Origin of the sequence: Flavobacterium pokkalii (assembly GCF_014596575.1) — a bacterium.
GTDB classification, from domain to species: Bacteria; Bacteroidota; Bacteroidia; order Flavobacteriales; family Flavobacteriaceae; genus Flavobacterium; species Flavobacterium pokkalii.
Genome location: NZ_NASZ01000001.1, coordinates 239,006 through 255,477, shown reverse-complemented (window position 1 = coordinate 255,477; position 16,472 = coordinate 239,006). Strand labels below are relative to the sequence as shown.

The window sequence follows — 16,472 nt, the reverse complement described above, 5'->3', positions numbered from 1 at the left end:
TAAACCAAGCAAGGAGAATTTATTATTAACCAAAATCATTACCAAAATTATGAAATTATTACCAAAAACCAAGCCAAAAAACCATTGGCCAATTGCTAACGCCTGGAAAGTTATGAAATTAACATCCGTATTAGTTGTTGCTCTAACTTTTCAAGTTTCAGCAGCAGTATCCTCACAAACAATTACTTTATCAGGGAAAAATGTCCCGTTTAAGAAAGTAATATCGGTCATAAAAAATCAAACAGATTATGTTTTTTTCTATGATATGGCCATTTTAAAAGAAGTTAAACCAATATCTATTGATGTCGTAGATGTTCCTGTAGAAAAAGTACTAGAACAAGCCGTAGCGGCAACACCAATTACCTGGATTATTGAAGGCAAAACAATTTCGTTTATCCCTAAAAATGAAAGACTAAAAGAATCAACTAATTTGCTTTTAGTACAGCAAAATGTAGTTAAAGGTAAAATTACAGATCAGCAAGGATTACCTTTACCCGGGGCTACGATTCTGGTAAAAAGTACTAATAAAAGTACTACTACAGATTTAGACGGAAACTATTCTATTGAAGCTTCTGAAAAAGATGTTTTATTGTTTTCTTATATTGGATATACTACAAAAGAGATTATAGTTACAAATCAAAAAACGATTAATGTAAGCTTGAAAGAAGACATCTCTGATTTAAATGAAGTAGTTGTTGTGGGTTATGGTACTCAGAAAAAAGGTGATGTAACTAGTGCAGTAGCAAAAGTCTCCTCTAAAGATTTTAATCAGGGGCAGGTAAAAGATGCCGGTCAGCTTATACAAGGTAAAGTAGCTGGTCTGGCCATAACTAATACAAGTGGTGATCCTACAGCAGTAACCTCAATTAAACTTAGAGGCAACAACACACTTTCAGGTGCTTACACAGATCCATTAGTACTTATTGATGGAATTCCCGGAGCGCTTAATACTGTTGCGCCGGAGGATATTGAGAGCATAGACGTGCTTAAAGACGGATCAGCTGCAGCAATTTATGGAACACGTGGTACTAACGGTGTAATTTTAATTACTACTAAAAAAGCAAAAGGAGGAGAAATTGATGATGTTCAGTACACAGGATATGTAAGTACATCCAGCATTGCAAATAAATTAGATATGCTTTCCAGTCAAAAGTTTAGAGAACTTTACCCACAATATGACAAGGGTAGTGATGTAAATTGGCTTAATGAAATCACCCGTACACCAATCACTCATGTACACAATCTTTCTATGCGAGGAGGAAGTTTTAAAACAAGCTATGCTGCTAATCTTAACTACAACAGCCAGCAAGGGATTATGCTAAAATCAGACAATAATACTTTTAGAGGCCGTATTGAAATCAACCATCATATGTTTGATGATAAGTTGTTAGTGAAATTTTCTATTTTAGGAAGGGAAAATAAATTTACATCCACATCAGATGCAGGTAGTTTTAACGGTGGAGCATATTGGCAGGCCTTACGCAGAAATCCTACAGATCCTATTTATAATGCAGATGGTACATATTATCAAAATAAAGACAAATTGGATTATCTAAATCCTCTGGCATTATTGAATGAGGCTGATGGTAATGTTAAAACATCTGAAATCAGATACAATAGTACATTAACATACAATCCCATTAAGGATTTAACTCTTAATGCCCTTTTCTCTTATGTGAAAGAAAATAGAGCAACTGGCTATTCAGAAACACTTCAACATTCATCAGCAACAGTATATGGTTTTCCGGGGTATTCATCTATTTCAGGATTTAATCGAATGGAAAAACAAACAGAACTTACGGCTAAATACGATAAAACAATCGATAAGAATAAATTCAGCGTATTAGGCGGTTATAGTTATATTGAATCTGATATTGAAAGATCTAATATGTCTAACTACGGTTTTCAGGATGATTATTTTGGCGGATGGCATAATATAGGAGCAGGTTCAGCGCTCCCATTGGGTCTTGCAACAATGAATAGTTCTAAAAATCATGCAAATTTAATCAGCTTCTTTGGTCGTATGACTTATGCCTATGATGATAAATATCTTTTAATGGCAAGTTTACGTCATGAAGGAGCTAGTCAGCTTTATGGAACAAATAATGCTTGGGGTACCTTTCCTGCGGTTTCTTTAGGGTGGAAAATAACCAACGAGAATTTTATGAAAAACCAGACTTTATTTGACGAAATAAAACTTCGTGCTGGTTATGGTGTTACAGGTTCACAACCTGCAAATTCATTTCTTGGTGTAGCATTGTTACAATATGGTGATTTTGCTTTAGTAAACGGGCAATGGGTTAGAACAATTACACCTGCTTCAAATCCAAATCCTGATTTAAGATGGGAAGAAAAGAAAGAAACAAATATAGGTGTTGATTTTTCAATGTTTGACGGTCGTTTATCAGGGTCTATTGACGCGTATAATCGTAATGTAGATGGGTTATTATATTCTTATAATGTACCAACACCTCCAAATTTATACCCTACAATTGTTGCTAATGGAGGTACAATGCAAAATAGAGGTTTAGAAGTTTTAGTATCTGGAATACCAGTGCAAACTAATGATTTTGAATGGACAACTACAGGAACCTATTCGACTAACAAAAATAAACTTAAAAGTTTGGATGGAGCCTTTAAAACGCAATTTGATTATTTTGATACTGGAAATGTAAATTTTGAAGGAATGACAACTTCATCCCACAGAGTACAGGTTGGTCAGCCAGTAGGTAATTTTTATGGCTTTAAAGTGGTAGATGTAGATGAAGAAGGTAAGTGGGTGTATTTAAATGCGGCAAATGAAAGAGTAAATTATGATGATTTTGCTCAAAGTCCTACAGACAGACGTGTCATTGGTAACGGATTACCAAAATGGTATGCCAGCTGGGTTAACACATTTAGATACAAAAATTTTGATTTAAATGTAAACATTCGTGGTGCTTTTGGTTTTCAGGTAGTTAATGAAGCTCGTATGAACTATGAAGGTACTCAAAACGGATATGCTGATAATCGTCTTTCCTCAGTAAATGATTTAGTATTTGGAAAAACATTATTGAATAATACAATAGCACCTCAGTTTAATAGCTATTATGTTGAAGACGGAGATTATGTTAAAATTGATAATATAACACTTGGTTACTCATTCAAAGAAATGAAGTCTTCTATTTTTAAATCTATAAGGCTTTATAGTACTGTAATGAATGTATTAACAATTACAGGTTATAAAGGTATTGATCCTGAGGTTAACACATCAGGATTGAATCCTGGTGTAGATAGCAGAAGTAGATATCCTACTATAACCTCTTTTACTTTTGGAGTACAAGCTCAATTTTAATTTCAAAAAAAATACAATGAAAACAAGAAATATATTTTTAGCAATAAGTATTGCTATGTTATTTAGTACCTTTTCGTGTACTGAATTAGTTGATGACAGTTATGGATCTGTTATTTCAGAAAATTATACACCAAGTACAGAAACAGATATTAGTGCATTAGTAAATGCAGCATATATACCTTGGAGAAAAACAATGCTTTTATGGAATGGAGTTGTAAGAGCTCAGGAACTTCCTGCAGATCAGGATGTACTTCCTGCACGAACAGGTATAGGTTGGGTAGATGGTTATGCTTATAAAAGAATGCATGAACATACCTGGACTTCAAGTGATGATGGTGTGTTGCAACCATGGAGTCGTACTTTTGAAGGAGTTAACACCTGTAATCGAATAATATACCAAATTGAAACTGGCAAAATTGCTGTTGACGACGAAAGAAAAACAGGACTTCTAGCTGAACTTAAAGTACTTCGTGCTTCATATTATTATATCCTAGTGGATTTATATGGTAATGTACCAATTGTTACTGATTTTAGTGATACAAGTTTGCCAAAACAAGCTACCAGAGCCGAAGTTTTTGATTTTATAGTAAAAGAAATTAAAGATAATATAGGAGTTTTGTCAGAAACCCCAAGAGGTCTTTATTATGGACGAATCAACAAATGGGTAGCTAATACAATACTGGCTAAGATGTATCTTAATGCTGAGGTATGGCGTGGACAAACTATGTGGGCTGAATGTATCACTGCTTGTGATAACGTAATAAATTCTGGTCATTATTCTTTAGAGGCAAATCAAAAAAATGTATTCATTACTGAGAATGAAAATTCAAATGAAATAATTTTTGCTCTTCCTTTTGATGAGAAATATGTAAAAGATTGGAATGCATTTGACTTTCATATGTACACTCTGGCAAGTGAAAATCAAAAAACATATCAATTTACAAATTCTCCATGGGGCGGAGTTTGTGCCACTCCACAATTTATAAATTCTTATAATCCAAATGATATTCGTTTAAAAGAGAATTTTATTGCTGGCCAACAATATGCTATTACTGGTGAACCATTATCAATTAATTATACAAATGCAGTTCCTTCAATAGATGAATCTGATAAAGATGATGGCCTTCGTTGGGGTAAATTTGAGTATGCTATTGGCGCTACAAATCGTTTAAGTAATGATTGGCCAATGTTTCGTTATGCAGACATATTACTTATGAAAGCTGAGGCTTTACTAAGAGCTGGACAGCCAGGAGCTGGTACTTTGGTAACAGAAGTTCGCGAAAGAGCATTTAAAAATAATCCTGCATTAGCTATAGTAACCGATGCGCAATTGATGCTAGGAAGCAATTATGATTATGGAAGACGCGATAAAAATTCTCAGACTTTTGAAGGCGGTGCCGATATTGTTATGGGTAGATTTCTTGATGAGTTAGGTTGGGAGTTTACACAAGAAGGACGCCGTCGTCAGGATCTTATCAGATTTGGTGTGTTTTCAACAAAATCATGGTTTTCACATAATGCAACTAAAAACAATAATTTTAATTTATTTCCTATTCCTAATGATGCATTACTGACAAATTCTAATCTTGATCAAAATCCAGGATATATAAAATAAATATCAAATGGCGAGCTTTTGTTCGCCATTAATTATTAGTTAATTCTTTTCAGAAAAGAGAAAAATATTAAAATCACTTAAAAAAACAATTTGTCAAAGTTAGCCAGAGAACTTGGAGTAAAAGAAACTTTTATTCCAAGTTCTTCTTTTTTTTGTAGATTAGTTATTCGAAATAGATAAATAGCCACAATGCGTTATATTTTACTTGGATGTTTTTTTTGTTTTTATGTGTCACTATGTGCGCAACATTCTTTTGTCTTTTCAGCAATTGATTCCAAAGATGGACTTTCCGACAATAGGATCCGTACTATTTCGCAACTTCAGGATGGGAGAATGGTTATTACTACCGAAGGATTAACAAATATTTACGATGGAACATCCTTTAAATATTTACATCAAAAAAGCAATACCAATTATCCTTTAACCGACTATAACGGATTTCACCACAGCTATGTAGACAAAGATTACATGTGGATAAAAGACAAAGGAAAACTGATGCTTATTGATATTAAACAGGAACGCTTTGAACAAAATCCAAAAAAAGTATTATCCTCTATGGGAATCCGGGAGTCAATTGCCGACTTTTTTCTGGACGCTTACCAAAATTATTGGATACTTACAACCTCTGATAAGCTTTTGTTTAAAGATGCTCAAAAAGAGAAAGCTACTGTTTTTCTTCAAAATGTTTCCACTCCCAATGGCATTAAAGACCAACTTTATGATATAGCAGTAATTCAGAAACAGCTTTTTCTTTTTTATAGAAACGGATTAATCGTTTGTTATGATTTAAAAACAGCTAAAGAACTGTTTAGAACCAATTCTTTATCAGAAGAAGAGCAAAAGCGATACAATCGAACCCTAATGGTCGTTCAATCAAATAATTCATTGTATCAAATAAGAAATGGTTCTGCCGGTCTTATGTTGGCTTATGATATTAAGAACCGAAAGCACAAAAAAATACTTCAAACCGATTATTGGCTCAACACTATTTCTGTGGATAGTAGAGGTAATTTATGGGTGAGTTGTGCTATTGGGTTATGGTTTATTGATAAAAATTTAAAAGAGAAACAATTTATTCCCTCGTTTAAATTGGTTGACGGAACGCAGGTACATACGGAAGCCAGTACCCTTTATAATGATTCACAAGGCGGACTCTGGATTGGGACCTTTAATCATGGGCTGTTGTATTATCATCCCGATCGTTTTAAATTCAAGAATATTGGTAAAACATTTTTTGGCACTCAGGATAAGGATATTAATATAAACTGTTTTACAGAAATAACACCGAATACATTTCTGATAGGGACAAGAAATGGATTGTACAGCTATAATTTTCAAAAAAATACGCTCTCGGTTTTCCAAGGTTTACCAGCTGATGCCGATTGTCTTTCGATGACAAAAGATTCCAAAGATAGGATTTGGATTTGTACCAGAAATAAAGGGATGTATTGTTTACAAAACAATCAGATAAAACCTATTGAGTTACAATACCATTGCCGAAACATTGTTGAGCAATCAGCAAATCAATTTTTACTGGCAGCAACCGAAGGATTGGTTGAATTTAATTCAACAACTGGAAATGCCCAATTGTTGCAACCGAAGTTGAATGGGGAAAGATTAGGTTCCGTTTCTCAATTAATTCCTTTTGGCAAGCAGACTTTTATAGGAATAAGTGACGCAGGATTATTTGTGTATAATTATAAAAAACAACACATTGGTCAACCTTTTAATAAAATTTTGAACAATAAAAATCAGCACTATAGCTGTGTTTTTAAAGACAGTCGGGGGATAGTTTGGCTGGGTACTCAGGATAGACTAAATGTTTGGAATCCCCTAAAAAAAGAATTTCATACGCTCTATACCGATGATGGTTTGGTCAATAACAGTATTAAGGCTATTGCGGAAGACAAACAGGGGAAGCTATGGGTTACAACCGCTGCCGGTATTTCCCGAATAACAGTCAACAACAAAGGAAAACAGCTTGATTTTGCTATTGCTAATTTTAATCATTATGATGGTGTGATTGAAAATGAATTTGTTACCAATGCTATTTATACCGATGAAATCGGAAAGTTATTCATGGGAGGTGTAAATGGTTTTAATGTTATTGATTTAAAAAAGCCCCGGGATTTAAAGCAATTACAAAAACCATTGTTTACGGGGCTACAGCTTTTTGGCAGTGAAGTAAAAGTAGGGGAATCCTATGACGGGAAAACGATACTGAAAAAAGCAACTGCTACAACCAGTCGCATAGAGTTAAATTACAATCAGAATTTTATAACGGTTCATTTCTCTGCGCTAAATTATGTCAATCCTACACAAACCTATTACCGATATCGTTTGGAAGGAGTTGATGATAATTGGCGGGAAATAGTGGCTAAAAGCGGAACAGGAAGTGCCACCTATACTAATCTGGCGCCCGGAACTTATGTATTAAAAGTAAAAACCGCCAGCAATAGTCGGGCATGGACTGATGATTATTCACAAATTAGCATCATAGTTCATCCGCCTTTTTGGAAAACCCCTTTGGCATATATTTTATATTTAGCAACAGCTTTATTCTTGCTCTATTTTGCTTTGCGATATTACAAACAATGGACCACTCAAAAAATAATGAGGAAGAACGAAGAAAAACTGAATGAAATGAAGTTTAGTTTTTTTACTAATGTAAGCCATGAATTCCGCACACCACTTACCTTAATTATTACGCCTCTCGAATCGATATTGAAAGAAATAAAAGAAACTCATTTAGAATCAAGAATTCGTTTAGTCTACCGTCATGCTATTAATTTACAGCATTTGGTCAATCAATTATTGGATTTTAGGCGATTGGAAATTTCGGGTGAAAAACTGCATCTGACTTTTGGTGACTTGGTAGATTTTGTAAAACAATTTGAAGAATTATTCAGCAAATTGGCTCAGGAAAAACAAATTGAATTTTCAATACAATCGAATGTTTCAGAGTTATTTATGTATTTTGATAAAGATAAATTACATAAAGTAATCAATAATTTATTGTCGAATGCATTTAAGTTTACGCCAAAAGGAGGGACTATAAAACTTAGTATTTTGCAAAAAAATGCGGATGCAGTTCATTTAGAAGTTATCGACTCGGGTTCGGGAATTCTTGATAAAGATATGCCGCATTTATTTGAACGTTTTTATCAAGCCACAACAACTCAAGGGGGAAGTGGCATTGGCTTGCATCTGGTAAAAGAATATGTAGAATTGCATTCGGGAGAAATTATCGTAACGAGTGAGCCCAATGTGAAAACAGTATTTACAATAACAATTCCAACTCATCTTGTTCCGTTAAAAACAGATTTGGAAGTAAAAAATACAGATTCAAAGCTTTTAACTGAGAATCAAAGTTTGCAAGCAGATGTAAGAAAAGAGAAAATTCTGGTAGTGGAAGATAATGAGGATTTAAGGTCTTTTCTCGTGAATGAGTTAGCTAATACATACGAAGTTTTTGAAGCAGCTGATGGTGAAGTAGGTATAGAAATGGCTTTGTCAATAACTCCTGATTTGATTATAAGCGATGTGATGATGCCTAAAGTAAATGGCTTTGAATTATGCGAAAGCATAAAATCCAATTTGCAAACTTCACATATTCCGGTAATTTTATTAACCGCTCGTTCCTCCGAAGAGCTCAAAATTACAGGTTATCAATCCGGAGCTGACGAGTATTTGTCTAAACCCTTTAATCTCGATATTTTGTTGCTTCGAATAGAGAAACTGATTGCGCAGAAGAACCTTCGTCAAGCTACTTTTTCTCAAAAATTAGAAGTGAACCCCAAAGAGATTACCATAACATCACTCGATGAACAATTAATTGAAAAGGCACTTTCTTGTCTGGAAAAAAACATGGATAATGCCGAATATTCTGTTCAGGAGTTCAGCCGGGATTTAGCTATGGATCGAACCGTTTTGTATAAAAAACTACAATCCATTACAGGACTTTCTCCTTCGGAATTCATTCGTTCCATTCGATTAAAACGAGCCGCTCAACTATTAATTCAGAGACAATATTCGGTTGCTGAGGTATCCGAAAAAGTGGGCTTTAATACTCAAAAATATTTCAGTAAATATTTCAAAGAAGCTTTTGGAGTAAGTCCTTCAAAGTATGCGCAAAGTGAAAGAAATACTGATAATGAACTGCTATAAAAAAATAAACAACCAAATGCACCCATGAAAACAACATAGTGTACCTGTTTCTTTAAATGATAAAAAATAATTTTGGTTCTTTGATTAACTAAAAAATTAAACCAAATGAGAAATGCATTTCTGAGTAAAAATCCGCAGTACTTGCTATTGCTGGTATTATTCTCTTTTTCGTCCTTAACAGCTCAAGATTATCAAAAAACAACTCTTGGAGTAAAAACTAAATTCCAGGCACTGGATGTTGAAATCCAATTTTACAGTCCAACGATTGTACGTATTTTAAAATCACCGAAAGGAATTGCTTTCAAAAAAGAGAGTCTGTCTGTAATTAAAAAACCAGAGTCCATTAAATTCACCACTCAACAAAAAGGAGATCTTGTTTCTTTGCAAAGTAAAAAATTGAAAGTGACTATTGATGTAAAATCGGGCAAAGTTTCTTTTAACTCTCTTGCCGGGTCAGCACTTTTAAGCGAGACAGCATCAGGCGCAAGTTTTACCGATTTTAATGATGCAGGATCTAAAACATACAATGTAAATCAAGAGTTTAAATTAGATCAAGACGAAGCTATATATGGTTTGGGACAACAACAACGTGGTCAGTTATCGTTGCGTAATGCCAAAATCAATATGGTACAAGGGAATGTTGATGATTATGTTCCTTTTTTAGTATCTACTAAAGGATACGGATTATTTTGGGACAATTACTCTCCAACTATTTTTGAGGATAAACCCGAAAGTACTTCATTTCAATCAGAAGTGGGCGATTGTATTGACTATTACTTTATACTTGGTGATAATATTGACGGTTCTATTGCGGGTATGCGAGAACTTACCGGACAAGCTCCTATGTTTCCTTTATGGACCTTTGGCTATTGGCAAAGTAAGGAGCGTTATAAAAGTCAAAATGAATTAGTTGGGGTTGTGAGTAAATATCGTGAACTTGGAGTACCACTGGACGGAATTATTCAGGATTGGCAGTATTGGGGCAATAATTACTTATGGAATGCGATGGAATTTCTTAATACTGAATTTCCAAATCCAAAGAAAATGGTGGATGATATTCACAATATGAATGCACACATGATTATATCTATCTGGAATTCATTTGGACCACAAACCAAACAATTTCGGGAAATGCAACCAAAAGGGATGCTTTTAAATTTTGGTACCTGGCCGCAATCTGGTGTTGAATCATGGCCTCCTAATCGGGACTATCCATCCGGAGTTCAACCTTATGACCCATATAATCCGGAAGCTCGTAACATTTATTGGAAGTATCTTAGTAAAGGTCTTTTTTCAGTAGGTATTGATGGTTGGTGGATTGATTCGTCAGAACCTGACCACTTGGATTTTAAACCTTCGGATTTTGATATTAAAACCTATTTAGGTTCTTTCCGAAAGGTGCGTAATGCTTTTCCTTTGATGACCGTAGGAGGAGTTTCTGAACACCAGCGTGCAGAAAGTTCAGATAAGCGAATCTTTATTCTTACACGTTCCGCTTTTGCAGGACAACAACGTTATGGTGCTAATACCTGGTCGGGTGATGTTAATTCATCCTGGCAGTCTCTGCGCAATCAGATTCCGGCTGGTTTGAACTTTTCTATGAGTGCCATTCCGTATTGGAATACGGATATTGGAGGTTTTTTTGCAGGTTCTTACAAAAAAGGATGGGGTGACGGAACTAAGAATCCATCATTTCAGGAATTGTATGTACGCTGGATGCAGTTTGGTGCATTTACCCCTATGATGCGTTCTCATGGTACTGATATTCCCAGAGAAATATACAATTTCGGAAAAAAAGGAGACATTATTTATGATGCTATAGTCAAAACCATTGATTTACGTTATTCACTGTTGCCATACATTTATTCCGCTTCATGGGATATTACAAAAAATCAATCGACCATGATGCGTGCTTTGGTAATGGATTTCGATGATAAGAAAGTGGTTGACATGAATAATGAGTATCTATTTGGTAAATCAATTTTAGTTGCACCTGTTGTTCATGCACAATATACACCTGAGACTATTGTAAAATCAAACGAAGAAACAGGCTGGAATAAAAATGAGGATACAAATAGTGCAAAAATACAAGAAACTACTTTTGCTCAGGTGAAATCAACAAAAGTATATTTACCGAAAGGAACATCCTGGTACGATTTCTGGACCAACGAAAAAATTAATGGTGGACAGGAAATAACCAAAGCAACAACAATTGATGAGATTCCATTATATATCAAATCAGGAAGCATAATTCCTTTTGGACCACAAGTACAATATGCTACGGAAAAAAAATGGGATAATTTAGAAATCCGTGTATATCCCGGAGCCGATGGGGAGTTTACTTTATATGAAGATGAAAATGATAATTACAATTACGAGAAAGGTGCTTACTCAACTATTACTTTTAAATGGAACGATAAAACTCAAGCCTTAATGATTGGAAAAAGAAGAGGTAGTTTCAACGGTATGCTAAAAAACAGAAAGTTTAATATTGTAATTGTAACTGATGGAAAACAGTTTAGAGAGAACCCAACTACTAATTTTAATAAAACACTCTCATACGATGGTAAAGAAAAGATTGTAAAATTATAAAACCATCAGAGAATATAATTGCCCTTCAATTGTCTAACCATAGATAGGCAATTGAAGGGCATATTTTTTACAGTTCTTTATCCAACCACTTATCTGGCGCGGGAAAAGCGAGTTTTTTGAGTATAATTTACCCTGAAAATTTAATTATAGAAAATGACGGTTTTCGAACTAATTCCTGTAATGGTAATCGACGTCATGTCCAGTATTTGCGGTAGTTTGGAGAGTATGGAAATAAAAAAAGCCATGTCCGAATGGCTTTTCCAATAAAAAGCTCCCCCTCTTGGGCTCGTCCCGATAACTATCGGGACAAGGATCCTCTGATTAACTGGGTTTATTAACTGTATTTTAGTAATAGTTTTTGAGAAATTTCAGGATATTTTTTGAGGTTCGAAATATATGTTTTGCTTTTCATGTTTTTTATATGTCTCTCTATTTTTCTGGCTTGAGTTATATCAATGCATTCAATCAAATGAAATAAAACCCAATCTCTAGATATTTTAGTATGAGAATTGGCAAATTCGCCTGAGTTATGCCATTCCAATCGAAGTTGGAAATTTGAAGTTTCACCTATATAATAGGAGTCTGTTTGTGAAGAATAAATGATATAAACAAAATGCATACAATAAGATTTAAACAAAAAAAGCCTCTACATTACTGTAAAGGCTTTCTAATAAAAGCTCCCCCTCTTGGGCTCGAACCAAGGACCCTCTGATTAACAGTCAGATGCTCTAACCAACTGAGCTAAGGAGGAAACTGTATATTTAATATGCGTAAGGAACGTTTTTGTTAGCTAAATTTAAGCGCTGTTAGCTTGTTCTTAGCGGATGCAAATATAAGACTTTTTTTGAATGTAGCAAACAAAAAATCAAAAAAAATCGATTTTTTTTATCTACCTACAATAGCCTTATAAATATCGTTTCCGTTAGCAAATAACAACAGCGTGATAAGTAATACAAAACCAACCATTTGGGCGTTTTCTAAAAATTTATCACTTGGTTTTTTACCGGAAACAATTTCGTATAATAAAAACATTACATGTCCACCATCCAGTGCAGGAATAGGCAATAAGTTCATTACACCAAGCATAATTGATAACAAAGCGGTGATGTTCCAAAACACTTCCCAACTCCAGGTGCTAGGAAAAATATTGTATATAGCCGCAAATCCACCCACTTGTTTATAAGCTCCGGTGCTTGGGCTAAAAATCATTTTTAATTGTTTTCCGTAACCAATCAATTGATTTTTCCCTTTTTCAATTCCCACTGGAATAGATTCCAGAAAGCCAAAATCCTGTGTACTTACTTTATAATACCCCAATTTTTCCAAAGAATCCATTCCTAAACCGCCTAGCTGCACTCCTAATTTCCCTTCTTTGTTCACATTAAGTTGAATTGGAGTTTCTTTTTGGTCACGTAAAACCACAGCCGAAATAGTTTTTCCTTTATTACTGTCCAAAATAGTTTTGGCTTCGTCAAAATATTTCGTCTTCTGACCGTTTAACGAAAGAACAATATCTTTTGCCTGTAAATTTTTGTTAGTAGATTCATCGCTTACAGCTCCAATTACAAAAGGCATACGAATTGAAACAACAGGTATTTTTTCAGATTTGGTAGATAACTGATCAATAAAATCATTTGGTAATTTTATGCTTTGTTGAGCACCGTTTCTTTCAATAAGAACTTCTTTACCCATTGCGATTTTCATGTTGATGTCATTGTCAAATTTGGCAATTTGAACTCCGTCAACCGCCAAAATTTTATCTCCCGTTTGGAAACCTGCTTTAATCATAGCCGGATTTTCAATCAAAAGTCCGTCTTTCAAATCAGCATTTGCAATATAAGTTTCGCCAAAGGCAAAAGCCATTCCGATGTAAATAATAAAAGCAAGAATAAAGTTTACAGTAACTCCTCCCAACATAATAATTAAACGTTGCCAAGCCGGTTTAGAACGAAATTCCCAAGGTTGTTGTGGCTGAGCCATTTGCTCTTTGTCCATACTTTCGTCAATCATTCCGGCAATTTTCACGTAACCGCCCAGTGGCAACCAACCGATTCCATAAACCGTTTCACCGATTTTCTTTTTGAAAAGTGAAAATTTCACATCAAAAAACAAATAGAATTTTTCAACTCTGGTTTTGAATAATTTGGCAGGAATAAAATGTCCTAATTCGTGAAGAATAATCAGTAATGATAAGCTCAATAAAAATTGAGAAAGCTTGATAATTATTTCCATTTTTTAATTTCAGTTCTTTATATAATTCGGCTAAAGTAACATTTTCTATTTTAGTTGCAAAGATTTACCTTAAACCTAGGGTAATAAATGTTTGTTAATAATTTTCATTTTGCGCTTTGAAGCGTAACTTTACGTTTCTTAAAAAACAAATCCTATGGCTTCTTTGTTATTTTCAGCTTTACAAATAAAAGATATCCGTTTTAAAAATCGAATTGCGATTTCACCTATGTGCCAATATTCATCTGTTGATGGTTTTGCTAATGATTGGCATTTGGTACATTTAGGAAGTCGCGCCAGTGGTGGTGCCGGATTAATCATTCAGGAAGCAACTGCAGTAGCTCCCGAAGGACGCATTTCTCCGGAAGATTTAGGAATTTGGAAAGACGAGCATATCGAAAAAATGAAAGCGATTACGGCTTTTATCAAAAGTCAAAATGCGATGCCGGGAATTCAATTGGCGCATGCCGGTCGAAAAGCCAGTGTTACTTCGCCCTGGAAAGGCAATAAAAAATTAGATATTTCTAATGGTGGATGGCAAACGGTGGCACCGTCTGCAATTGGTTATCATGATGAGGAAACGCCACAAGCTTTAGACAAAAACGGAATCCAAAAAGTAATCGCCGATTTTAAAGCAGCAACCAAAAGAGCTGTTCAGGCAGGGTATGAAGTTTTGGAAATTCATGCGGCTCATGGTTATTTAAATCATCAGTTTTTGTCGCCTTTATCAAATAAAAGAACCGACGAATATGGCGGAAGTTTTGAAAACCGTATCCGTTTTACAATGGAAGTTCTTGAAGCAGTTCAAACCGAATGGCCGTCGAATTTGCCGTTATTCGTTAGAATTTCGGCGACAGACTGGGCGGATGGCGGCTGGAATATTGAAGAATCGATACAATTTTCGAAAATATTAAAAGAAAAAGGTGTCGACTTAATTGATGTTTCTTCGGGAGGATTGGTTTCCTACCAAAAAATTGCCTTAGAACCAGGCTACCAAGTCCCTTTTGCCGAAAAAATTAAAAAAGAAACCGGAATTTTAACCGGAGCTGTGGGATTACTTACCGAAGCTCATCAGGTAGAAGCTATTTTGCAAACTGAAAAAGCTGATTTGGTACTTTTTGCTAGAGAATCACTTCGTAATCCAAATTTAGGATTGGATTTTGCCAAAGCTTTAGAAACTGAAATTGATTGGCCAAAACAATATGAACGAGCGAAAAAGGTTTAATCGCAAATCCCGATAACTATCGGGACACAAAGTTTTCCGCAAAGAACAAAAAGAATTATAAAAAAATCAGTGTTCATCTGTTGTATCCGTGTAATCTGTGGCAAAAATTTTTAACGGAAAGGACACAAAATTTTTCGCAAAGTTTACAAAAAATAAAAACCATTAAGGCATTAAGTTTCATTAAGAAAGAGCAGACTTATTTTTCTTAATTTCTTAATGGTGAAAAAATAATTTTTAATGTTTGACAAATAATAAAAATATGAAAAAAATAAAAGCGGCTTTACTTTCTTATGGAATGTCAGGCAAAGTGTTTCAGGCACCTTTTTTAGAATTGCATCCGGGATTTGAGTTATTAGGTTCCTGGGAACGAAGTAAAAAACTCATTCAGGAAGATTATCCGCATGTACAAAGTTATGCCACTATCGAAGAGGTTTTGGCTTCGGATGCCGATTTGGTAGTGGTAAATACGCCAATTGATACGCATTTTGAATATGCTAAAAAAGTTTTAGAAGCCGGAAAGCATGCCATTGTGGAGAAAGCTTTTACCACCACAGCTGCCGAAGCCGAAGAATTAGCCACATTGGCAAAAGCTAAAAATTTAAAATTAGCCGTTTTCCAAAACAGAAGATGGGACAGTGATTTGAAAACCGTGCGTCAGATTTTGAATGACGGTGTTTTGGGCGAAATTGTCGAAGCCGAATTCCATTTTGACCGATACAATCCGTTGTTGAGTCCAAAAGCACACAAGGAAACGGTCAATGCCGGTTCCGGAGTTTTAAAAGATTTGGGGCCGCATATTATTGATCAGGCCTTGTATTTGTTTGGTTTACCAAAGTCGGTTTTTGCTGATATTCGCACTACCAGAACAAATTCGGTGGTGGATGACTGGATTGATATTTCATTGTTTTACCCAGATTTGAGAGTGCGATTAAAAGCCGGTTTTTTTGTCCGCGAACCTAATCCGGCTTATGTGATTCACGGCAAAAAAGGTTCGTTTTTAAAACATCGCGGCGATGTTCAGGAAGACGATTTGAAAGTGATGAAAAAGCCTAATTTGACTGATTGGGGAACAGAACCACTAGACAAAGAAGGTTTTTTACATACAGAAATTGATGGAAAAATTATGCATGGCAAAATTCCGACTCTTCAGGGGAATTATTATGACTTTTTTGACGGGGTTTACAATGCTATTACAAATGATACTGTTGAGCCGGTTACTGCTCAGGATGGATTCAATGTGATGCGAATTATTGAAGCTGCAATCCTGAGTAATACCGAAAAAAGAGTAGTTGATTTATAAAATTTTTACG

General features: G+C 34.9%; 8 protein-coding genes and 1 tRNA gene. 6 read left to right on the top strand and 3 right to left on the bottom strand.

The genetic code is table 11. The features are described 5' to 3' along the window. Window positions 1-49 precede the first annotated feature (49 nt). The 4 genes from B6A10_RS01115 (at window position 50) to B6A10_RS01100 (ending at window position 11,708) form a co-directional block, all read left to right on the top strand. Complete coding sequence (locus tag B6A10_RS01115) at window positions 50-3,334, top strand: SusC/RagA family TonB-linked outer membrane protein (protein WP_238929347.1); 3,285 nt, start codon at window positions 50-52, stop codon at window positions 3,332-3,334. A 16-nt stretch (window positions 3,335-3,350) separates the two neighbouring features. Next, complete coding sequence (locus tag B6A10_RS01110) at window positions 3,351-4,949, top strand: RagB/SusD family nutrient uptake outer membrane protein (protein ID WP_055091757.1); 1,599 nt, start codon at window positions 3,351-3,353, stop codon at window positions 4,947-4,949. 189 nt (window positions 4,950-5,138) lie between these two features. Next, window positions 5,139-9,116, top strand: a complete 3,978-nt coding sequence (locus B6A10_RS01105; protein ID WP_188219376.1) for an ATP-binding protein — start codon at window positions 5,139-5,141, stop codon at window positions 9,114-9,116. Window positions 9,117-9,221: 105 nt separating this feature from the next. Then, window positions 9,222-11,708: a glycoside hydrolase family 31 protein gene (locus B6A10_RS01100; protein WP_188219375.1), complete on the top strand. Its 2,487-nt coding sequence runs from the start codon at window positions 9,222-9,224 to the stop codon at window positions 11,706-11,708. Between the two features lie 334 nt (window positions 11,709-12,042). On the opposite strand, the gene B6A10_RS01095 is transcribed toward B6A10_RS01100, so the two are convergent. From B6A10_RS01095 to rseP, 3 genes are all read right to left on the bottom strand, one after another. Then, the gene (locus tag B6A10_RS01095) at window positions 12,043-12,327 is read right to left on the bottom strand and encodes a GIY-YIG nuclease family protein (protein ID WP_188219374.1); all 285 of its coding nucleotides are present in this window, start codon (window positions 12,325-12,327) and stop codon (window positions 12,043-12,045) included. Window positions 12,328-12,385: 58 nt separating this feature from the next. Continuing rightward, window positions 12,386-12,459: transfer RNA gene (locus B6A10_RS01090), tRNA-Asn, on the bottom strand. 134 nt (window positions 12,460-12,593) lie between these two features. Beyond that, a complete protein-coding gene (rseP, locus tag B6A10_RS01085; protein WP_188219373.1) occupies window positions 12,594-13,940 on the bottom strand; it encodes an RIP metalloprotease RseP in 1,347 nt (448 codons plus the stop codon). Between the two features lie 154 nt (window positions 13,941-14,094). Here rseP and B6A10_RS01080 point away from each other — a divergent pair, with 154 nt between their 5' ends. Both B6A10_RS01080 and B6A10_RS01075 read left to right on the top strand, forming a co-directional pair. Further along, complete coding sequence (locus B6A10_RS01080) at window positions 14,095-15,162, top strand: NADH:flavin oxidoreductase/NADH oxidase (RefSeq protein ID WP_188219372.1); 1,068 nt, start codon at window positions 14,095-14,097, stop codon at window positions 15,160-15,162. Window positions 15,163-15,421: 259 nt separating this feature from the next. Beyond that, window positions 15,422-16,462, top strand: a complete 1,041-nt coding sequence (locus B6A10_RS01075) for a Gfo/Idh/MocA family oxidoreductase (RefSeq protein ID WP_188219371.1) — start codon at window positions 15,422-15,424, stop codon at window positions 16,460-16,462. The last annotated feature ends 10 nt before the right edge of the window (window positions 16,463-16,472 follow it).

Excerpts from the sequence above, each read along its gene's own strand:
- B6A10_RS01100 (WP_188219375.1), top strand. The coding sequence starts at position 9,222 with ATGAGAAATGCATTTCTGAGTAAAAATCCGCAGTACTTGCTATTGCTG.
- B6A10_RS01105 (WP_188219376.1), top strand. The coding sequence starts at position 5,139 with ATGCGTTATATTTTACTTGGATGTTTTTTTTGTTTTTATGTGTCACTA.
- B6A10_RS01115 (WP_238929347.1), top strand. The coding sequence starts at position 50 with ATGAAATTATTACCAAAAACCAAGCCAAAAAACCATTGGCCAATTGCT.
- B6A10_RS01110 (WP_055091757.1), top strand. The coding sequence starts at position 3,351 with ATGAAAACAAGAAATATATTTTTAGCAATAAGTATTGCTATGTTATTT.
- B6A10_RS01095 (WP_188219374.1), bottom strand. The coding sequence starts at position 12,327 with ATGCATTTTGTTTATATCATTTATTCTTCACAAACAGACTCCTATTAT.
- rseP (WP_188219373.1), bottom strand. The coding sequence starts at position 13,940 with ATGGAAATAATTATCAAGCTTTCTCAATTTTTATTGAGCTTATCATTA.
- B6A10_RS01075 (WP_188219371.1), top strand. The coding sequence starts at position 15,422 with ATGAAAAAAATAAAAGCGGCTTTACTTTCTTATGGAATGTCAGGCAAA.
- B6A10_RS01080 (WP_188219372.1), top strand. The coding sequence starts at position 14,095 with ATGGCTTCTTTGTTATTTTCAGCTTTACAAATAAAAGATATCCGTTTT.